This is a genomic window from Rhizobium tibeticum (genome assembly GCF_900110205.1).
Taxonomy (GTDB): domain Bacteria; phylum Pseudomonadota; class Alphaproteobacteria; order Rhizobiales; family Rhizobiaceae; genus Rhizobium; species Rhizobium tibeticum.
Genome location: NZ_FOCV01000021.1, coordinates 46443 through 66438, shown reverse-complemented (window position 1 = coordinate 66438; position 19996 = coordinate 46443). Strand labels below are relative to the sequence as shown.

20 protein-coding genes and 2 pseudogenes are annotated in these 19996 nt (G+C 60.6%); 13 read left to right on the top strand and 9 right to left on the bottom strand.

Features of this window, described 5'->3' with window-relative positions:
• The first annotated feature begins 54 nt into the window (after positions 1-54).
• The 4 genes from BSG20_RS21785 to BSG20_RS21770 all read left to right on the top strand — a co-directional run bounded on the left by BSG20_RS21785 (position 55) and on the right by BSG20_RS21770 (position 3734).
• Entirely contained in the window at positions 55-774 is a 720-nt protein-coding gene (locus BSG20_RS21785) for an aspartate/glutamate racemase family protein (protein ID WP_072378278.1), read from the top strand.
• A 62-nt stretch (positions 775-836) separates the two neighbouring features.
• Complete coding sequence (locus tag BSG20_RS21780; RefSeq protein ID WP_072378280.1) at positions 837-1754, top strand: bifunctional helix-turn-helix transcriptional regulator/GNAT family N-acetyltransferase; 918 nt, start codon at positions 837-839, stop codon at positions 1752-1754.
• A gap of 61 nt (positions 1755-1815) precedes the next feature.
• A complete protein-coding gene (locus BSG20_RS21775) occupies positions 1816-2433 on the top strand; it encodes a TetR/AcrR family transcriptional regulator (RefSeq protein WP_072378282.1) in 618 nt (205 codons plus the stop codon).
• A 71-nt stretch (positions 2434-2504) separates the two neighbouring features.
• Positions 2505-3734 carry an MFS transporter gene (locus BSG20_RS21770; RefSeq protein ID WP_072378284.1) on the top strand — a complete coding sequence of 410 codons (1230 nt, stop codon included), beginning with the start codon at positions 2505-2507 and terminating at the stop codon, positions 3732-3734.
• On the opposite strand, the gene BSG20_RS21765 is transcribed toward BSG20_RS21770, so the two are convergent.
• Positions 3720-4136: a winged helix-turn-helix transcriptional regulator gene (locus BSG20_RS21765; RefSeq protein ID WP_072378286.1), complete on the bottom strand. Its 417-nt coding sequence runs from the start codon at positions 4134-4136 to the stop codon at positions 3720-3722. The genes BSG20_RS21770 and BSG20_RS21765 overlap by 15 nt on opposite strands.
• Before the next feature lie 116 nt (positions 4137-4252).
• Here BSG20_RS21765 and BSG20_RS21760 point away from each other — a divergent pair, with 116 nt between their 5' ends.
• Positions 4253-5140 (top strand): SDR family oxidoreductase, encoded by an 888-nt coding sequence (locus BSG20_RS21760; protein WP_072378288.1) that lies wholly within the window; start codon positions 4253-4255, stop codon positions 5138-5140.
• Positions 5141-5201: 61 nt separating this feature from the next.
• Here BSG20_RS21760 and BSG20_RS21755 read toward each other — a convergent pair whose 3' ends face one another.
• The gene (locus tag BSG20_RS21755; protein ID WP_072378404.1) at positions 5202-5954 is read right to left on the bottom strand and encodes a pyridoxine 5'-phosphate synthase; all 753 of its coding nucleotides are present in this window, start codon (positions 5952-5954) and stop codon (positions 5202-5204) included.
• A gap of 414 nt (positions 5955-6368) precedes the next feature.
• Between BSG20_RS21755 and BSG20_RS21750 the strand changes: the two genes are divergently transcribed.
• On the top strand, positions 6369-7055 hold the full coding sequence (locus BSG20_RS21750; RefSeq protein ID WP_072378290.1) for a MerR family transcriptional regulator: 687 nt from the start codon (positions 6369-6371) through the stop codon (positions 7053-7055).
• A gap of 16 nt (positions 7056-7071) precedes the next feature.
• On the opposite strand, the gene BSG20_RS21745 is transcribed toward BSG20_RS21750, so the two are convergent.
• The gene (locus tag BSG20_RS21745; RefSeq protein ID WP_072378292.1) at positions 7072-8199 is read right to left on the bottom strand and encodes an ATP-dependent DNA helicase; all 1128 of its coding nucleotides are present in this window, start codon (positions 8197-8199) and stop codon (positions 7072-7074) included.
• 147 nt (positions 8200-8346) lie between these two features.
• On the opposite strand from BSG20_RS21745, the gene BSG20_RS21740 reads away from it, so the two are divergent.
• The 3 genes from BSG20_RS21740 to BSG20_RS21730 are packed head-to-tail and all read left to right on the top strand — an operon-like array spanning position 8347 to position 10032.
• Complete coding sequence (locus tag BSG20_RS21740) at positions 8347-8727, top strand: COG4315 family predicted lipoprotein (protein ID WP_072378294.1); 381 nt, start codon at positions 8347-8349, stop codon at positions 8725-8727.
• 10 nt (positions 8728-8737) lie between these two features.
• Complete coding sequence (locus BSG20_RS21735) at positions 8738-9253, top strand: RNA polymerase sigma factor (RefSeq protein ID WP_072378296.1); 516 nt, start codon at positions 8738-8740, stop codon at positions 9251-9253.
• The gene (locus tag BSG20_RS21730) at positions 9250-10032 is read left to right on the top strand and encodes an anti-sigma factor family protein (protein ID WP_072378298.1); all 783 of its coding nucleotides are present in this window, start codon (positions 9250-9252) and stop codon (positions 10030-10032) included. Before BSG20_RS21735 ends, BSG20_RS21730 begins: the two co-directional genes overlap by 4 nt.
• Before the next feature lie 3 nt (positions 10033-10035).
• Here BSG20_RS21730 and BSG20_RS21725 read toward each other — a convergent pair whose 3' ends face one another.
• Genes BSG20_RS21725 through nthA form a run of 3 tightly spaced genes read right to left on the bottom strand, consistent with a single transcriptional unit; the run spans position 10036 to position 11625 of the window.
• Complete coding sequence (locus tag BSG20_RS21725) at positions 10036-10407, bottom strand: nitrile hydratase accessory protein (protein WP_072378300.1); 372 nt, start codon at positions 10405-10407, stop codon at positions 10036-10038.
• Positions 10394-11053, bottom strand: coding sequence for a nitrile hydratase subunit beta (nthB, locus tag BSG20_RS21720; protein ID WP_072378302.1), 660 nt, complete (start codon positions 11051-11053; stop codon positions 10394-10396). Before nthB ends, BSG20_RS21725 begins: the two co-directional genes overlap by 14 nt.
• On the bottom strand, positions 11050-11625 hold the full coding sequence (gene nthA, locus BSG20_RS21715; RefSeq protein WP_420884124.1) for a nitrile hydratase subunit alpha: 576 nt from the start codon (positions 11623-11625) through the stop codon (positions 11050-11052). The genes nthB and nthA overlap by 4 nt, the downstream gene beginning before the upstream one ends.
• Before the next feature lie 149 nt (positions 11626-11774).
• On the opposite strand from nthA, the pseudogene BSG20_RS21710 reads away from it, so the two are divergent.
• Positions 11775-13054, top strand: a pseudogene (locus tag BSG20_RS21710) (NAD(P)H-binding protein).
• Positions 13054-13530 carry a DUF2269 family protein gene (locus BSG20_RS21705; RefSeq protein ID WP_072378306.1) on the top strand — a complete coding sequence of 159 codons (477 nt, stop codon included), beginning with the start codon at positions 13054-13056 and terminating at the stop codon, positions 13528-13530. The pseudogene BSG20_RS21710 and the gene BSG20_RS21705 overlap by 1 nt, the downstream one beginning before the upstream one ends.
• On the opposite strand, the gene BSG20_RS21700 is transcribed toward BSG20_RS21705, so the two are convergent.
• Positions 13522-14115: a LysE family translocator gene (locus BSG20_RS21700; protein WP_072378308.1), complete on the bottom strand. Its 594-nt coding sequence runs from the start codon at positions 14113-14115 to the stop codon at positions 13522-13524. The two genes, BSG20_RS21705 and BSG20_RS21700, sit on opposite strands and share 9 nt — an antisense overlap.
• Before the next feature lie 160 nt (positions 14116-14275).
• Here BSG20_RS21700 and BSG20_RS21695 point away from each other — a divergent pair.
• Positions 14276-15122 (top strand): annotated as a pseudogene (locus BSG20_RS21695) (aldo/keto reductase).
• Positions 15123-15156: 34 nt separating this feature from the next.
• Here the strand turns inward: BSG20_RS21695 and ilvN are convergent.
• Both ilvN and BSG20_RS21685 read right to left on the bottom strand, forming a co-directional pair.
• Positions 15157-15729: an acetolactate synthase small subunit gene (gene ilvN / locus BSG20_RS21690; RefSeq protein ID WP_037120182.1), complete on the bottom strand. Its 573-nt coding sequence runs from the start codon at positions 15727-15729 to the stop codon at positions 15157-15159.
• A gap of 25 nt (positions 15730-15754) precedes the next feature.
• The gene (locus tag BSG20_RS21685; RefSeq protein ID WP_072378310.1) at positions 15755-17548 is read right to left on the bottom strand and encodes an acetolactate synthase 3 large subunit; all 1794 of its coding nucleotides are present in this window, start codon (positions 17546-17548) and stop codon (positions 15755-15757) included.
• A gap of 346 nt (positions 17549-17894) precedes the next feature.
• Here BSG20_RS21685 and BSG20_RS21680 point away from each other — a divergent pair, with 346 nt between their 5' ends.
• Positions 17895-19982, top strand: a complete 2088-nt coding sequence (locus tag BSG20_RS21680) for an ATP-binding protein (RefSeq protein ID WP_072378313.1) — start codon at positions 17895-17897, stop codon at positions 19980-19982.
• The last annotated feature ends 14 nt before the right edge of the window (positions 19983-19996 follow it).

The following is a 19996-nucleotide window of genomic DNA, read 5'->3' as shown; positions in this document are numbered from 1 at the left end:
AGGATCGATGCAGGATTTGAGCAACAGGAAATTCCAGACGGGAGCATAAAAATAATGCAGACAATCGGACTGATTGGTGGGATGAGCTTTGAAAGCTCGGCCGTCTATTATCGCTTGATCAACGAAATGGTGCGCGAGCGCCTCGGTGGGCTCGCCTCTGCCGACCTCCTGATGCACTCCGTCAATTTCGACGAGATCGTCGCCATGCAGAAGGCGGGCGACTGGGACGCCGCCGCAAACCGGCTCGGCGACGTCGCCCTGCACCTGCAGATTGCCGGCGCGCGCTGCATGCTCATCTGCACGAACACCATGCATCTCATCGCCGATCAGGTCACCTCGCGAATCTCCGTGCCGCTGATCCACATCATCGACGAGACCGCCAAGTCCCTGAAGGCCGCAGGACGGAAGCGCCCGCTGCTGCTTGCCACGCGGTACACGATGGAGCATGGCTTCTATGCCGATCGCATGAAGAGGCTCGGCGTCGACATCGCAGTTCCGGAGGCCGCCGACCGGACAGCTGTCCACGACATCATCTTCAATGAGCTCTGCGCCGGGAAGGTGCTCGAGAGCTCGCGTGACAAGCTCCTGCAGATCATCGAGCGCGAGCGGGCCAAGGGCGCCGACAGCATCATTCTCGGCTGCACGGAAATCTGCCTTATCCTCGACCCGAACGACCTGCCCCTGCCCGGCTTCGACACGACAGCGATCCATGCCCGGGTGGCGGTCGAGTTCGCGCTTGCCGACGAAGTGCACGAAGAGATCGTCGCCGCCTGAGTAAATTAGTTGACTCGGTCAAATAAAAGCAGGACAAAATCTCCTATCGGGAGGTTTTGTCCATGTCCGACTCTGGCTTGATCGACGTCGCCCGCGACTTCAATCGCTTCTACACCAACTTTCTCGGCGTCTTGAACCGGGCCTATCTCGATACGGAGTTCACGCTCAGCGACGCGCGTGTCCTCTTCGAGATCGGCTCTCGCAAAGGTGTAAGCGCGGTCACTCTTGCCCGCGACCTGCACCTCGACCCCGCCTATCTCAGTCGGATCCTCAAGCGCTTTCGAGCCGGCGGCCTGATCGAAACAAAAGCCGATCCCAGCGATCTGCGCAGTCAGATCATTACGGTCACGACCAAGGGACACGATCAGTTCGAGGAACTTGGCAGGCGCTCAAATGCTCAGATCGCTGAGCGCTTCGGTAACCTCGCCGCGGGCGAGCCGCAAAGCGTTGTAACGGCAATGACAGCCATCCGCTCGCTACTCGATCCGGACGCCGCACCCCCTCCATTGGTCATCCGCGCCCACAGGCCCGGAGATATCGGCTGGATCGTCCAGAGCCAGGGCAAGGCCTATACCGAGGAATACGGCTGGGACATGCGCTTCGAGGGCCTTGTTGCAGAGGTCGCCGGCAAGTTCCTGAGGAATTTCGATCCGTCGATGGAGTATTGCTGGATCGCCGAACGCGGCGGCACCAACATCGGTTCGATCCTTGTCACCAATGGTGGCGACGGCGTTGCGAAGCTTCGCCTGCTCTACGTGGACAAGGCGGCTCGCGGCCTCGGGCTCGGCAAGATGCTGGTGGACGAGTGCATTCGCTTTGCCAGGGCAAAGAAATATCGACAAATCTCGCTATGGACGAACGACATCCTGCACGCTGCGCGCGGCATCTACTTAAAGACCGGTTTTCGCCTTGTGTCTGAAGAGAGGCACCGCATGTTCGGGCCCGAGGAAAACGGTCAGACCTGGATTCTTGATCTCTGATTTGCTGCGTCGCAAAAGTTTCACTTGATTTGGAAACGATCGTTTCCTAATTAAGTCAATCATGACCATGACGACCTTCACTGAAACCACCCGCACACGCGGACGACCGCGCCAGTTCGATCGCGATGCAGCACTGGACAAGGCACTGCAGGTTTTTTCCGAGCGCGGCTATCATGCTGCGTCGATCAGCGAACTCACAGAGGCAATGGGCCTTGCCTCCGGCAGCGTCTACAAGGCGTTCAAGGACAAGCGCGGAATATTCCTCGCAGCCTTCGACCGGTATCGCACGGTGCGTCGCGGCCTGCTGGATGCCCGCATGGCGAAAGTCGAAACCGGCCGCGACAAGATTCGGCAGGTCCTTGCCCACTATGCCCTCTCCTCCCACGGCACCTCGGGGCGGCGGGGCTGCTTGGTCGTCGGCAGCGCAAACGAGCTTGCGCTTTTCGACGAAGAGGCTGCCGAACGTGTCGCAGCCGCCTTCACGGCCAACGAAAACCTGGTCGCCGACCTCCTCCGCCTCGGCCAAAGCGACGGCTCGATCTCTCGCGAGATCGAGGTCGCCGCCACTGCCCGGACACTTCTGTGCGTGACCAAAGGAATGCGCGTGGTCGGCAAGACGGGGCGCAATGAGGACGACATGACCGCTGTCGCCGAGACTGCAATGAAGCTTCTTGTGTGAATCGGGTTGCGATCGACCCGCCTCAGCACGCAACCTTTTTTAATCATCCGATAGCCCCACCGGAGCCCACTATGACCCTTTCGACCACCACGCGGGAAACCGTCGCGCCACAGACGATCTCGCCGTTGATGACGTTTCTTTTCGCTGCCGCCTGCGGGCTCGTCGCGGCCAATCTCTACTACGGCCAGCCGCTCGCAGGCCCGATCAGCGCCTCCCTCGGCTTCACACCGGCGGCAACCGGCCTGATCGTCACCCTGACGCAGATCGGCTACGGTCTCGGCCTTCTGCTGATCGTTCCCCTCGGCGACCTGCTGGAGAACCGCAGACTTGTGCTGACCCTCATCGCCGTCTCTGCCGTCGCTCTCGTCGGCGCAGCTCTATCGTCGACTCCACCGACGTTTCTCCTGGCCTCGTTGTGCATCGGCCTCGCCTCGGTCGCCGTCCAGGTGCTCGTTCCCTTTGCCGCCCACATGGCGCCGGACGCAAGCCGTGGCCGCGTCGTCGGCAACGTCATGAGCGGGCTGCTGTGTGGCATCATGCTGGCGCGCCCCTTCGCCAGCTTCCTTGCCGAGGCGACGTCCTGGCACATGGTCTACTTCGTCACCGCTGCCTTGATGATCGCGCTCGTCGTCATTCTGAGGGCTAACCTGCCAGTGCGTGTTCCTCACACCAAGCTGAGCTATGGCAAGCTGCTCGCCTCTATGGCGGACCTCGCCCTCCATTCGCGGGTTCTCCAGCGTCGCGCACTTTATCAGGCCGGCATGTTCGCTGCTTTCAGCCTGTTCTGGACCACCACGCCCCTGCTTCTGGCCGGCCCGGAATTCGGGCTAACGCAGAACGGTATTGCCTTGTTCGCGCTGGCGGGTGCTGCCGGTGCCATCGCTTCGCCGATCGCCGGACGCCTGGCCGACCGCGGCCTGACCAAGGCTGCCTCAACGCTGGCGATGCTGCTCGGAATGTCGGCCTTTCTCATCAGCCACTTCGCGACGGACGGTTCGCCGACGGCGCTGCTGTTACTGACGGCGGCGGCGATCCTGCTCGATTTCGGCGTCACGACCAATCTTGTCTGCGGACAGCGTGCGATCTACGCGATCAGCGCCGAGCATCGCAGCCGTCTGAACGGCCTCTACATGGCGACGTTCTTTGCCGGCGGAGCAATCGGATCGGCCGTGGGCGGCTGGGCTTATGCCACCGGTGGTTGGACGATGACTGCCTGGATCGGCTTCTCGTTCCCGGCCTTTGCGTTCCTTCTCTTCCTGACGGAAGGCCGCAATCTGCAGGCAGTCTCAGACGTTGGCTGAGTCGAAGCTGCGCCGGGCGGCGCGAACCGCATCATGGTTTTCTTCCGCCCAGTTCAGCAGCAGTGCGAGGGTGGCGTAGAGCGAGCGGCCAAGATCGGTCATGCGATACTCGACACTCGGCGGCTTGGTCGGAAACACCTCCCGCTCGATATAGCCGTCACGCTGCAGATCTCTTAACGTCTGCGTCAGCATGCGCTGCGAGATGTCAGGGATCATCCGCCGCAACTCGCCGAATCGGTATGGACGCTGCGACAACGCCTCGAGCATCAGCGTCGACCATTTGCCGCCGATCTGCTGCATCATGTCCCGGACCGGGCAATTGCTGAAGTCGAGCTTGCTAAGATCGACTTCACGACGAATGCCGGGTGCCTTGTTCTTCAGGTTGACGACGGCGCCGCTCATCCTTGGTTCCCTTTTGGTAAGGTAGAGCGAAAAAACTGCCCTCTTTACAGACCCCAGTCAATTCCTAATCTAGAGCTACTCTCTTTTTGAGACTGCAACGAACCTAGAGGAAAGACATGAGCGAGACCATTCTCATCACCGGCGCCGCCGGCCAACTCGGCCAGAAGGTCATCCATCATCTGCTCGAGACCGAAAAAGTTCCGGCGTCAAACATCATCGCCGCCACGCGCGATCCCGCCAAGCTCGCAGACCTTGTCGCCAAGGGCGTCATCGCCCGCAAGGCCGATTTCGACGACGCCGCCTCGCTCGAAGCTGCCTTCAAGGGCGTCGATCGGCTGCTGATCATCAGCACCGACGCGCTTGCCGTCCCCGGTCAGAGGCTCAAGCAGCATAAGGCAGCGGTGGATGCAGCGGCCAAAGTGGGCGTGACCCATATCGCCTACACGTCGATGCCCTCGCCGGACAAATCCCTGGTGACCTTCGCGCCGGACCACCTCGGCACCGAGAATGCCATCAAGGCAACGGGCATTCCCTACACGATCATTCGCAATGCCTGGTACATGGACAATTATCTCCACGGCATGCCGCATAATCTCCAGTCCGGACGCTGGTACACGGGTTGTGGCGAAGGCAGGGTTCCCAACATCTCCCGCGAAGACTGCGCGCGGGCGATCGCGGCAGCTCTTGCCTCAAGCACAAACGAAAGCGCAACCTATACACTGACCGGCGCTGAATCCCTGACAGCTGACCAGATCGCCGCAACGATCGCTGATGCCGTCGGAAAGCCGCTGAAGGCCATCAAAGTCACCGATGAGCAGCTTGGCCAGGGCATGCGCGGCGCAGGTCTGCCCGATTTCGTCGCAGACATGCTGGTCTCAGCCGACGCCAACATCCGCGCAGGCAACTTTGATCAGGTGACAGCCGATTATGAGAAGCTGACCGGCAAGAAGCCTGAAACGCTTAAGGACTTCGTCGTCGCGCACAAGGCCGCCCTCATCGCTTGAGCGGTTCAAGGAAGCCCGCTTCGCACCCCCCACCGGCGCGGGCTTTCGCCTATTTGCGGCCTTAGATCTTCTGGCCGCACGCCCGGCAGAACCGCCGGACCGTTTCGGCCATGCCGAATTCAAGCGCATCCGCTGTCAGCCCATGCCCGATGGATACCTCGGCGAGATTCGGAATGCGCTTTACGAGCGGCGGCAAGTTCGCCACCGTCAGATCGTGCCCCGCATTGACGCCCAGGCCGATCGCCAGCGCCGCATCCGCTGTCTTGCCGAGCGCCTCAAGGATCGGCCCTGCCCGTTCGGGCGAATCGAAGCACCCACCATAAGGACCCGTATAGAGTTCGATCCGGTCAGCGCCGACCGCCTTGGCGATCGCGACGGCCTCGGCGTCCCCGTCGCCATCGGCGAACAGCGATACGCGCGTGCCCGTCTTCTTCAGCCGCGCAATCACCTCTACCAGAAAGTCCCGGTGTTTGCGGAAATCCCAGCCATGATCAGAGGTTGCCTGCGAAGGATCGTCCGGAACCAGTGTTACCTGCTCGGGTGCTGCACCGGCGCAGAGTTCAAGAAACTCATCGGTCGGATAGCCTTCGATATTGAACTCGGCATCCGGAAATTCATCATCGATCAGGTTGCGGATGATGGGCAGGTCGGAGAAGCGAATGTGCCGCTGGTCGGGCCGCGGATGCACGGTCAATCCGCTCGCGCCAGATTTTAGCGCGATCCGCCCCAGCCCCTCGAGACTCGGCCACGGCAGGTCACGGCGGTTGCGCAGCATCGCGACGGCATTGAGATTGACGGAAAGCGTGGTCGGCATGGCAGGATTCCAATGAAGCGAAGGATGATCGTTTCTAAGCCAATGAACCGGCACGGACCAACGAGATTCGTACATGAATGCATGTGAATCTGTGATGACGCGAATGTTTCACCCATCAGTGCGACGCTGAAAGTACATCTGGTTCGGTCTTCGCGCTTTAAACGATCAAGCGTTTCTCCAACGCTGATTTCTCACGAGAATCGTCATCACAAGGGCAACTTTTCCCTGCAAATTAAAGGTCACTAATTTTGATACTAACAAAATACGTCAATCACGAGTAACGTAGGCTCTCGATATCGAAGAGAACACCGCCAGTTGCTTCGATGCCTAAACAGAAACGATAAGAGGGAACCCCACTCAGCCGCACCCTTTTGCAATTTGCAGACGCACAATGAGCACAATGGGAGGGACACCATGGCAGAAGGTTACAAGCAGGGGTTCACGTCAGACCTAGCGACACAAACGCGACCGCGGCACCGTTTCCTCCCTTCAGCGGCCCTCCCTGCCGATTTGCCCCGCGGACGAGTCCCGATCGCCGATATGGCCAATGCCTTCGGCGTTACGCATCGTACCCTGCACTTCTATGAGGAGAAGGGACTGATTTCTGCCAGCCGAATCGGTCTGATGCGCGTCTATGAGCCGGGCGACGTCATGCGCATGGCCCTCATCAACGCCTGCCGCGAGGCGGGTATGGCGGTAGCTGTGATCCAGGACCTGATGAACGACCTCATCGAGGCCGACTCGCAGGAAGCTGCCGAGACTTTGTTTCGCGACGCGCTGGTGACCCGCAAACGCGAACTCAGCGCGGAAATGTCCACATTGCATCGGCAGATGCAGCAGGTGAACGAGCTGCTCGACAACGAAGCAACCGACGATCAACCGCTCAACGACAATCAAGGCGCATCGCCACTCACGGATCAGGAGTTGCGGTGTCTGGCATTGATGGCTGCAGGGCTTTCCACGCAGCGCATTGCACGCACCCTCGACCTTCCAAATGACGATGCTCAAAATCTCGAATCCGGCATCATCGTGAAATTCCGAGCCAACAACCGCTTTCAGGCCATTGCCCAGGCCGTCATGCTGGGTGTCGTCCAGGTCTGACGGCAGCCGGCAAGCCTTAACGCACGATCGTCAGCGTCTCCGCTGCGCGCGTGATTGCCGTGTAGAGCCACCGCTCGCGCGTGTCGCGGAACGCCCAGCTTTCATCGAACAGCACGACGTTGTTCCACTGCGAGCCCTGCGCTTTGTGAACCGTCAGCGCATATCCATAATCGAATTCGTCATATCGCTTGCGCGTGTTCCAAGGGATTTCACCCTCGACGTCCTCGAAAGCCTGCTTCAGCAGTTTGACCTTCGCCGCGCCGCGATCCATGTCGTCGTCTTCAGGCCGGATCAACAGGTTGATGCCGGGCTTCGTCGTCTCCTTGGACGACGTCATCACCTGCCAGAGCGAGCCGTTGAGCAAGCCCTTTGCCGGATCGTTGCGCAGACAGACCAGCTTGTCGCCCGTTTGCGGGTATTCGGTATTAAAGCCCTTCAACGCGCGAAGGCGCTGATTGTACCGACGTCGCGTTCTGTTGGTACCGACGAGCACCTGATCGGCATCAAGCACCAGCGACTGGTTCACTTCGCCTTTTGAGATGACCTGCGCGGTGCCATAGTCGCCGTAACTAACTTCGTTGCCCTCACGCACCTGCATCGCGAGCTGGATGATCGGATTGTCGCGAGCCTGGCGGTGAATATCCGTCAACAGATAGTCCGGCTCCTGATTTGTGAAGAACCCGCCGCCGGAAACGGGAGGCAACTGCCCCGGGTCACCGAGCACCAGGATCGGGGTGCCGAAGCTCATCAGGTCCCGGCCGAGCGCCTCATCCACCATCGAACATTCGTCGACCACGATGAGGGCGGCCTTGGCCACCGGACTCTGCCGGTTGATGGAAAACATCGGAGCGATGGAGGTCTTGCCCGTCTCCTCGTCCTCGACGGCTTCCTCGCCGCGCGGACGATAGATCAGCGAGTGGATCGTCTTCGCATTGCTGGCACCCCGCGACCGCAGCACCTGCGCCGCCTTGCCTGTAAACGCGGCAAACAGCACTTCACCATCGACGTGCTCCGCGAAGTGGCGCGCAAGTGTGGTCTTGCCCGTGCCGGCATAGCCAAACAGGCGGAAAAGCGGCGACCGCCCTTCCTTCAGCCATCTAGAAACGGCCTTCAGGGCTTCATCTTGTTGCGGAGCAAATTGCATCGTGGATCGACTTGGCAGGATTCGCCGGGGATAGGCAACCCTGAAAATCCGAGCGCATTGAGGATCGCATGGGAATAAAACCGGCGCCTGTCGTGTCTCATGTCTGGCAACGCAATCAAGCGTGCCCAACGCGTGAGGAGTGAGCCCATGAAATCCGCAACAATGCTGATCGCAATTGCCATTGCATCCGCCGCCACAACGTCCGCATTTGCGGCCCCGCCCGTCAAGGCCGTAAAGTCCACCAAGGGCGAGGTTCTTGCCGGCGAAAACGGCATGACTCTCTACACGTTCAAGAAGGACAAGATGGGCGTTTCCAATTGCTACGACGAGTGCGCCAAGAACTGGCCGCCGCTGATGGCCGCTAGCGGTGCGAAGCCAGAGGGTGCATACTCGATTGTCGAACGAAAAGACGGCAGCAAGCAGTGGGCCAAGGACGGCATGCCGCTCTATTTCTGGGTGAAAGACAAGAAGATGGGCGATATCACCGGTGACGGCGTCGGCGGCAACTGGGATCTCGTCAAGCCGTGAGCGAACCGACTTGAAGACACCAGGTCACGATGCGTTCGAGGGCCAGATCCTGGCCCTCCTTCCCTCGCTGAGGCGTTATTCGCGGAGCCTCACGCGCTCCGATGCGGACGGCGAGGACTTGCTGCAGGACTGCGTCGAGAAGGTGCTCGCCCGCCGCGGGCAGTGGCGGGGGTTGAACCTGCGCGGCTGGGTGCTCACCATCATGACGAACCTCTATCGCAACAGTCGCCGCCAGACCGGTCGTGCGCCATTCGTGGAACTCGACAGCGCCGAGGACATCGTGTCGGTGGATCCAACCCCCGATCCGTTGGAACGTTCGCGGCTGGAGGACGCCGTGAACAGTCTTTCCGAGGAGAACCGCTCGGTGCTGATGCTGGTCGTCATCGAAGGCTATACCTATCAGGAGGTTGCAACCGCGCTCGATATCCCGATCGGCACCGTTATGTCGCGTCTGTCGCGCGCACGCCAACGGATAGGAGAGCGCATGAAGGCTGACAATGTCATTACGCTTCGGAGACCGAAATGAATGAGATCAACCAGACCGTGACCGAAGCGGATCTGCATGCCTATGCCGACGGGCAGCTTCCCGAACAAGCACGGGCGCGCATCGAGGCGTGGCTCAGCGACAATCCGGATGATGCCGCCAGAGTGGCGGAATGGACGGTACAAAATGGCGAGATCCGATCGCTTTTTGCAGGCTACGAAATGTCCAGGGATACGGACGTTGAGCTTGTCACGGGCCGTAGTGGGCGCGCAAGCTGGCCGAAACGATTGGCCATGACAGCCGCAATCGCCGGCATTTTTGGGCTTGGGGCTCTGAGCGGCCACTACGGCCCGGCGCTGTTTGAAAAGCCGGATCTGCAACTGACGGAACTCGAAACGCTTCCCAATGAAGCCCGCAACGCCTTCCTGGTTTACGCCGGTGAAGTCCGTCATCCCGTCGAGGTCTTTGCCAATGAGGAGGCTCACCTCGCTACCTGGCTCGGCAAGCGGCTAGCCGTTCAGGATCTCAAGGTTCCGAACCTGCAGGAACTCGGCTTCAAGCTGGTCGGCGGTCGCCTTTTGCCCGTCGACGGCAGGCCGGGTGCGATGTTCATGTACGAGGATCAGGCAGGCGAACGCCTGACGGTACTCGTCGGGCGCAACGCGGATAACAGATCGACCAGTTTCCGCTTTGCCTCATCCGGCAAGGTCGAAACCTTTTATTGGATCGATGGTGAACTCGGCTATGCCGTGACCGGCGAGGTCTCGCGCGATGTACTGAGAAAGGTCGCGGAGGAATGCTACAGGCAGTTTCCGTCCTGATCGTCAGTGCAGCGGATCATTGGCGAGCTCGATCGGCTTGCCATGCGGCGTCGCCTCCGCCGCCCGCTGCCAGCTTTTCTGCAGATCGAGGATCATGTCGGCATCAGCGACGCCGAGTTTGACGAGGATCGCAGAAAGCGCGGCCACCCAGCAATCGAAGTAGTCGCCGCCGTCCTCGGCGCGGCCGGGCTGGTGCAACTCCCGCGATAGGGTCTCAGCCCACTCGCCCCAGGTAAAGATGCCTCGCTCGTGCAGATGCACCGTCATGGCAAAGGCTTCCGCAGCCCATGGCTCAGGAAAAACCGGCTCACCATCGCACGATTTGGGCAGTTGCGGCGATTGCGCCAGCGGCGAGCGTGTCTCACACTGGCTCAAGATAGTTCTCCCAGGCATCGATCGACACGCTGAGCGTCGGATCGGCGCCTTCGCCCCAGATTTCGCCGCCACCGAACACGACCGTATAGACCCATTGTGGATTCTCGCCTTTCCCGTGCGCGTTGTCGTCAGGAAAGTCAAAGGAGCCCTGAACCGCTTCCACCACACCGGATTTTGAACGGGCATAGCGCGGCAGCCGCGTATGTGTCGTCGGGTTGAAATTTCTCGTTCGAACCCTGTCACCTTCTGAGAAGCGGGGCGGCGTCGCCACTGGTCGGTCGCAAGGGCCGCCCTTGGCGATCACGCCCGCGACCATGTCGGCCGTGAGGACGCGCTTCGGCGTCGCTCCGTCCGTCTGCTTGCGGCCGGCATCGATCTCGTCGGCCGTCACGAAGCCATGGCGCTGCAGCAGCACCTCAAGCGCCCGCATCCAGATCTCGTAGTAGTTCGCGCCAAGATAATTCGCGGGTGGGATGCTTTCGCGGGCATGCCGGCTTTCGTCGATATTCCAGGCGCCAAACGCACCACTGGAAAGCGTAAGTCCAAGTGCCCGTTTCTCCCACTCCGCATGGAAATACGGCTCGTTCTTCTCGGGCGCAACTGGGCCGAAGCCCATCTGACCGCCAAGGTCGTGAGGGCCGTTCATGGCGCAACTCCCGCCACAGCCGCGAGACCCGTCCCGATCATCGCGTCGCGGCTGACGAGATCGACAAGCTGCTCCTCGCTCCACCCTTCTGTGCCTTCCGGTCGCTCGGGAATGACCAGATAACGCAGCTCTGCAGTCGAATCCCAAACGCGGATCTTCGTATTCTCCGGCAACATCACACCGAATTCAGCCAGCACGCCCCGCGGATCGATCACCGCACGCGAGCGATAGGCGGGGGCCTTGTACCAGACCGGCGGCAGGCCAAGCACGGACCACGGATAACAGGAGCAAAGCGTGCAGACGACGAGATTGTGCGTATCGGCGGTGTTGAAGACCGCGCGCATATGCTCACCCTGACGGCCGGTATAGCCGAGGCTCGCGATGGCGGCCGTCGCATCACGCCGCAACCCCTCGGCAAATTCAGGATCACTCCAGGCCCTGGCAACGACGCGCGCCCCGTTGCGCGGGCCGACTTTCGTCTCGTAGGTCTCCACGATCGCATCGATTGCCGCCGGATCGATCAGCCCCTTCTCCGTCAGGACCGTCTCAAGCGCCCTCACCCGCGCCTGCATGTCGGTGTAGCGGTTATCGTGGTCGTGATGATGATCGTCGTCGTGCACGAGATGTTCTCCTCCGCCAATCTGCGGCCATCTTTAGGCTCTTGCTTGGGTCTCGCCAAGACATTCTATGCCGATGCAACTTTTCGGTTAAGTTCGATGCCATGAACATCCTGATTCTCGGCGCGACAGGCTTTATCGGTTCGGCGACAGCGGCCCGCCTGCTGGCCGATGGGCATCGTGTGACCGGCCTCGGACGCAACCCATCGCGCGCGCGCCTGAAATTGCCAGATATCAAGTGGATAGCGGCTGATCTGTCTAAAATGCTGCACGCAGAAGATTGGAGCGCCGTCATTGAAGGTCATGACGCCGTCGTCAATTGTGCCGGCGCTCTGCAGGACGGCCTTGCCGACGAGCTGGCGGCGACACAACACAAGGCAATGCTGGCGCTCTACGCCGCCGCACAGCAAGCGCGCCCTCTCATTGTGCAGATATCCGCACGGACGAACGGCGCCGCCGGCGACCTACCGTTCCTGACAACGAAACGTCAGGCTGACGAAGCGCTCGCGGCAAGTGGCCTGCTCATGTCATCCTGCGCCCGGCCCTCGTCCTCGGCCGCAACGCCCATGGTGGTTCGGCGCTGCTGCGCGCCCTCGCTGCCCTGCCCTTCGGCATCCCGCTCGTTCATGCAGCAAGTCCGGTCGCAGCAGTCGCGCTTGATGACGTGGCGGCGGCGGTAAGCAGCGCTGTGGCGGGACAGTTCCCATCAGGCGCTGACGCGGATCTTGCATCGACCGAGCAATTGACGCTCGCCAAACTCGTCACCCTCCACCGGCAATGGCTTGGTTTGCCGCACGCAAATGTGGTTTGCCTGCCTGCCATCGCTGCCAGGCCGGTCACCTGGCTCGCAGACGCTGCCGGTCGCCTTGGATGGCGCTCACCCTTGCGCTCCACAGCCATGGCGGTCATGGCGGAAGGCATCCAACCAAGCGCCGGCAGTGACCCTGGTATTGCTACAGCGTCGGCGCGGGACATCCTGGGCATGAACCCGGCCGGCGTGCAGGATCTTTGGTTTGCCAGGCTCTACCTCTTGAAGCCGCTGATGATTGGCACTCTGTCGATCTTCTGGCTGCTGTCGGGTTTTCTGCCGCTGCTTGATATTCAACGTGCTGCCACACATTTTCTACCCCTGCTGCAGGCAGGCCCTGCCGCGTCGCTGACCGTCCTCACCTGCCTGATCGATATGCTGCTCGGTGCGGCTGTCCTCGTGCGGCCACTCGCCCGCCGAGCCATGCACGGCATGATGTTGGTATCGCTGACCTATCTTGCCGGTGCCACCATCGTCGAACCTTCCCTGTGGCTCGATCCGCTTGGCCCTTTGGTCAAAGTCCTGCCGTCGCTCATGCTGACGCTGGCCACCCTCGCCATTCTGGATGAAAGATGATGCTCGAACAGTTGCTGCTGCTGGCACACGTGATCGGCGCGACCGTCCTGTTCGGCACGGGCGCTGGCATCGCTTTCTTCATGGTGCTTGCACACAGGACGCGGGATCCGAAGCTGATCGCTCATGTCGCAGGAACCGTCGTCATCGCCGATGCGCTGTTCACGGCGACCGCCTCAGTTCTCCAACCGGTGACAGGCTATCTATTGGCGAGACTGATGGGCTGGGAACTGACGGAGGGCTGGATCGCCCTTTCATTGCTTCTCTACGTCTTTACCGGCCTTTTCTGGCTACCGGTCGTGGGTATTCAAATCCGTATCCGAAATCTTGCCCGCGCGGCCAGCGCGGAGCAAACAGAGTTACCCGCGGCCTACTTCCGGCTTTATCGCTTCTGGTTTGCTTTTGGATTTCCGGCGTTCTTCGCAGTTATCGGCATCCTGTGGCTAATGCTCAACAAACCGACGATCGCACTATTTTAGCATTGGCCAGAGGCTGAGCACCAACAATACGGCCATAGTGATGTTGAACCATTTGAGCCGTACAGGATCCGACAGCCAATCGCGCAGGGCCGAGCCGAACCCTGCCCAAGTCGACACGGTCGGAACGTTGACCAGCGCGAAGGCGAAGCCGACGATCAGGACGCTCGCGAGATAGATGTCCGGGATCGTATAGGTCGCCATCGCGGTCACCGCCATGACCCATGCCTTGGGATTGATCCACTGGAAGGCTGCCGCCGACAGGAACGACATCGGCTCCACGCCGCTTTTGCCTTCGCCAAGAGTACGCGATGTCGCGATCTTCCAGGCGATCCAGGCAAGATAAGCGCCGCCGGCAAACTTCAGCGTCGTATAGAGCACCGGCACCGTATGCAGCAGTGCCCCAAGTCCGAATCCTACGCCGATCAGCAGAAAGAAAAAACCTGCCCCGATACCCAGCATATGTGGAACGGTGCGGCGGAAACCGAAGTTCACGCCGGATGCGAACAGCATCATATTGTTGGGACCTGGCGTGATCGATGTCGTGAAGGCAAACAGAACAAGAGCCAGAAATGTATCCAGCGGCATGAGACCTCCCGGAGGCCCGCGGTTGGTTGGCGGGCTCAATTTGGTTTAGGTCAGCATAACTGACCTAAATTCGTCATTCCATGTAATCATTGTCATGGTGACAGGATTGGTTGAAAGATTGCCGGGCCGTCCAACCTTGATCGAAAACGGAACGACCATCATGCAAGACGCCGCCATCCCGCTTATCCGCTTCCCGAACGGCATCGAAGTCCCGGCACTTGGCCAGGGAACCTGGAACATGGGCGAGAAACCTTCCGAGGCGAAGAGCGAGATGGAGAGCCTGCGGGCCGGCCTCGACCTCGGCATGACCCTGATTGATACAGCGGAAATGTACGCCGACGGTGGCGCGGAGAGGATCGTCGGCGAAGCGATCCGCGGTCGCCGTGAGGAGGTCTTTCTCGTCAGCAAAGTGTATCCCTGGAACGCTAGCCGATCGGGAACGATTGGTGCCTGCGAACACAGCCTCTCGCGTCTCCGCACAGATCGGATCGACCTTTATCTGCTGCACTGGCGTGGCGACCACCCGCTGTCGGAAACCGTCGAAGCATTCGAAGAACTGAAGGCATCAGGCAAGATCGGTGCCTGGGGCGTTTCCAACTTCGACGAGGACGACATGAGGGAATTGCTCGGAGTTCCGGGCGGCCGCAATGTCGCGGCCAATCAGGTGCTACAACCTGTCGCGCCGCGGCATCGAATACGACCTGTTGCCTTGGTGCCAGGAGCGCCAAATCCCGGTTATGGCCTACTCGCCGATCGAACAGGGGCGGATCCTGCATCATCCGGAACTAATCCGCGTCGCCAAGGCCTACCAGGCGACGCCGGCGCAGGTGGCGCTTGCCTTCCTGCTGGAGCGCGACGATGTAATGGTTATCCCGAAGACGTCGAGCGCTGCCCGCGCAGCCGAAAACCGCGATGCCGTTTCGCTCGATATCACCGACGAGGATTGGGCAGCCCTTGATGCCGCTTTCCCGCCTCCGGCAAGAAAAAAGCCGCTGGAAATGCTCTGATCGCCAACGGCCTTAGATATCACTGTACGGTGACTTACATCCCCTGCGACCCGCGGTTCATCGCTGCAATGCCGGTGCGGCAGACTTCGATGAGGCCGAGCGGCTTCATGATCGCGACGAACTGGTCGATCTTCGATGACTTGCCGGTCAGCTCCAGGATGAAGTGTTCGACGGTCGCATCGACCACCTTGGCATGAAAGGCATCGGCCAGACGGAGCGTCTCGGCACGGGTTTCGCCCTCGCCCACCACCTTGATCAGCGCCACTTCGCGCTCGATCGGTCGTTCCTGACCCAGTTCGCGGGCGCGCACCGTCAGGTCGACCACGCGGTGAACAGGCACGATGCGCTCGAGCTGGGCCTTGATCTGCTCGAGGACGTGTGGCGTGCCGCGCGTCACAATGGTAATTCGCGACAGATGCGCCTGATGCTCAGTCTCGGAAACCGTCAGGCTCTCGATATTGTAGCCGCGGCCGGAGAACAGGCCGATGACACGAGCAAGGACGCCCGGCTCGTTGTCGACGAGGACTGAAAGCGTGTGGCTTTCGGCTGCCGCCGTTTCCGGTGAAATGAAGTAGGCCGAGCCCGTCGGTTGTAGATGTGCATTCATGGTCTTGGGTTCCTCTTCCCGGAAATCAGACGAGCGCTCGGCCCTTGGCGTCGATGGCATTGGCAACGGCTTCGTCAGTCGCCTCGTCCGGCAGCAGCATCTCGTTATGCGCCTTGCCCGACGGAATCATCGGGAAGCAGTTGGCGAGATTGGCAACGCGGCAATCGAAAATCACCGGCTTCTTCACGTCAATCATTTCCTGGATCGTCGCATCGAGATCAGCAGGCTTCTCGCAACGCAGGCCGACGGCACCATAAGCTTCCGCCAGCTTGACGAAGTCGGGCATCGCCTCTGTATAGGAGTTGGACAGGCGGTTGCCATGCAGCAGCTGCTGCCACTGGCGGACCATGCCCATGTACTGGTTGTTCATGATGAAGATCTTGATCGGCGCATTGTGCTGAATAGCCGCCGACATTTCCTGGATGCACATCTGGATCGAGGCATCGCCGGCGATATCGATGACGAGGCTTTCCGGATGCGCGATCTGCACGCCGAGTGCCGCCGGCAGGCCGTAGCCCATCGTGCCGAGGCCGCCCGAGGTCATCCAGCGGTTGGGCTTCTCGAACCCATAGAATTGTGCCGCCCACATCTGGTGCTGACCGACTTCGGTTGTGATGTAGGTATCGCGATCCTTGGTCAGCGCATAGAGACGTTCCAGCGCGTATTGCGGCATGATGACGTCGTTGCTCTTGGTGTAGGCAAAGGAGTTACGCGCGCGCCAGCGGGTGATATCGGCCCACCAATCGGCGATCTGGCTCTTCTCCGGCTTCTTTGGCAGCGCCCGCCACAGGCGAACCATATCTTCCAGAACATTGCCGACATCGCCACGGATCGGGATATCGACGCGAACATTCTTGTTGATCGACGAAGGATCGATATCGATGTGAATCTTCTTCGAGTTCGGAGAGAAGGCATTGAGACGACCGGTAATGCGGTCGTCGAAGCGGGCGCCGATGCAGACCATGACGTCGCAGTCGTGCATCGCCATGTTCGCCTCGTAGGAGCCGTGCATGCCGAGCATCTTCAGCCAGTTCTTGCCGGAAGCCGGATAGGCGCCGAGGCCCATCAGCGTCGAGGTGATCGGGAAGTCCGTCAGCTCGACCAGTTCACGCAGCAGCTTGGTGGCCTCGGGGCCGGAATTGACAACGCCGCCGCCGCTATAGATGACCGGGCGCTTCGCATTCGCCATCAGTTCGACAGCCGCCTGGATCTGATTGAGATCGCCCTGGACCTTCGGCTGATAGCTTTTCTGGATCGCGTGCGCTGCCGGCGGCGTATAGGTGCCGGTCGCAAACTGCACGTCCTTCGGAATATCGACGACAACCGGGCCGGGACGGCCGGACTGGGCGATGCGGAACGCTTCATGGATGATAGCAGCCAGCTCGTTGACGTCCTTGACCAGCCAGTTGTGCTTGGTGCAAGGGCGCGTGATGCCGACCGTATCGCATTCCTGGAACGCATCCGAGCCGATCAGCGAGGTCGGAACCTGGCCCGTCAGGCAGACGAGCGGGATCGAATCCATCAGCGCGTCCTGCAGCGGGGTGACGGCATTCGTCGCACCAGGGCCCGACGTAACGAGCATGACCCCGACCTTGCCGGTGGAGCGAGCGTAGCCTTCGGCGGCATGGCCGGCCCCTTGTTCGTGGCGAACGAGGATATGCTTGATATCGTCCTGCTGGAAGATCTCGTCGTAGATCGGCAGCACAGCGCCGCCCGGATAGCCGAAGATGTGCTCGACGCCGTTGTCCCTCAGCGCCTGGAGGACGATCTCCGCTCCCGTCATCCGATTGCCTGCTGCCTGATTGTCCGTGCCCGTCATGTTTCTTTTCCGTTTTGACTGCTGGGATTTGAGTTTTGTGGTCCGGAAGCCCGAATTTCGGACATAAAAAAAGGCCCCTGAGGGAGCCTGTCATCTAGCGCATGGGTGGCTATCGCCGGATGGTTACACCATCCTGCCCATGCGCCTTCCCACCACGATAAGAGCTACTGCGATTTTCATGGGCCGAAGTGATAGACAGAAAATTTCGCATCGTCAACGCATGCCGCAATAAAAAATCGAGCAGCATCGTACCAGCCGAATGCGTGCGGGAACGGCCCGCCTGTCGCAAAAAGACTTTCTTAAACGTTCGCTCATATCCTTCTTTGCTACCGCAGGGAGTAGCCCTTTGCTGAACAAGGACTTGCACACGTCAGGCAAGGCAGGCGAGCATGACCGCCGCGATGACCAGAGCCCGGGCAACCGGCTTCTTGGTCGCGTTGTTGCGTGTAGCGGCTCTCGCGCCACAATCGCCGCCGTCGCCGAAGCCGGTGGCACAGAGCTGGCAGAACTGTGGTCGGTCGGCAGGCTTATTTCCATCAGCGTCGGTCGGAACCGTGTGGTTGCCCTCGTCTACGCCATGAACACCGGCAGCCACAGCTGGGGTGAAGGCGAAGACAACTATTTCCAGATCGAAACCGAACTGCTCGGCGAAGTCCGCGTCGACGAGGATGGCCGCGAGCAGTTCTCCACCGGCATCTCGCGCTATCCCTACCTTGGCGCCGTCGCGCACCGGATCCGCTCGGCCGACTTGATGCGCATCTATGATGCCGGCAGCGGAACAACGGCCGTCATCGGCAAGCTCACCCAGGACGAGAGCATTGATGCCGCCCTCCATATCCCTTCGATGCTGTCCAAGCACTTCGCCATCGTCGGTTCGACCGGCGTCGGCAAGTCGACCGCCGTATCTCTGCTTTTGCACAAGGCGATCGAGGCCGACCCGAAGCTGCGCGTCCTGATCCTCGACCCGCACAACGAATTTGCCGCCGCCTTCCCGAAGCACTCCGTGGTCATCGACACGGACACACTCGATCTGCCGTTCTGGCTGATGAAGCTGGAGGAGTTCGCGGAGGTCGTCTTTAGAGGCCGAACACCCATTCCCGAGGAGGTCGATATCCTGCGGGACCTGTTGCCGGAGGCAAAGCGTGCTTTCCGGGGCAGCGACAGCTCCCTCGTGCGACGCACGACCGAGAAGAGTTCTATCACCGCCGATACGCCCGTGCCCTACCGCATGGCCGATCTGCTCGCACTGATCGATGAGCGCATCGGCAGGCTTGAAGGCCGCAGCGAAAAGCCTCTTCTCCGATCGTTGAAGATGCGCGTCCTTGCCGCCATCAACGACCCGCGCTACCACTTCATGTTCTCCAGCAATACGATCAGCGACACGATCATGGAGACGGTGGCGGAGATATTCCGCATCCCCGGTGACAGCAGGCCGATCTGCACTTTCCAGCTGTCAGGCATTCCGTCCGAAGTCGTGAATTCCGTTGCGTCAGTCCTTTGCCGCATGGCTTTTGAAATCGCTCTATGGAGTGACGGCGCCATCCACATGCTCGTCGTCTGCGAAGAGGCGCACCGTTACATTCCCTCCGACCCGACTCTCGGCTTCGTCCCGACAAGGCAGGCAATCGCCCGCATCGCCAAGGAGGGCCGCAAATACGGCGTATCGCTCGGGATCATCACCCAGCGCCCCGGCGAACTCGACCAGACGATCCTATCGCAGTGCTCGACGCTCTTTGCCATGCGCCTCGCCAATGATCGCGACCAGGAGATCATTCGCTCGGCCATTCCGAACTCATCCATCTCCACGACCAGTTTCATTTCCTCGATCGGCAACGGCGAGGCGATCGCCTTTGGCGAAGCCATCAGCGTTCCGATGCGAATGCGCTTCTCGCGCGTCGACGAGCGCTACCTGCCCAAGGCCAACGGCGCCAACGTGAAGGTAAGCGAAGAGGATCCTGACAATGTCGACCTGCGCAAGATCGTGACGCGCATGCGCGCCGTGAGCGGTCCCGATATTTCGGCGTTCCAGCAGAGCTATTCATCCGCGATCCCGAGCGGTCCCTATGAGGACGAAGACGACTATGGTGACGACTTCGACGAGCCGGCAGTCTCCCCCTCCTACCCGTCGGCGCCAATGGCACCCTTGCCGGCAACGCCGCCACTTGCCCCATTCGAACCCTATCGCCGCGATATGCTGCCGGGTGCGGGCTCGCAACGCGAGCCTCTAGCCGCCGCACCCCGCGCAACTGTCGCGGCACCGCAAACGTCCATCGACAGCCGCCTCGAAGCCCTGAGACGCGAAATCCGTGGAGAAACATCGCCGGGACAAGGCGACAAGCCAACCGTTGCGGGAAGCATTCGCCGCGAACCCGGCATGTCCCTTCGTGACAGCATACTGAAAAAGCCTCTCAGCAGCCTAAATAACAAGGACTAGTGCCGCAGGCGGTT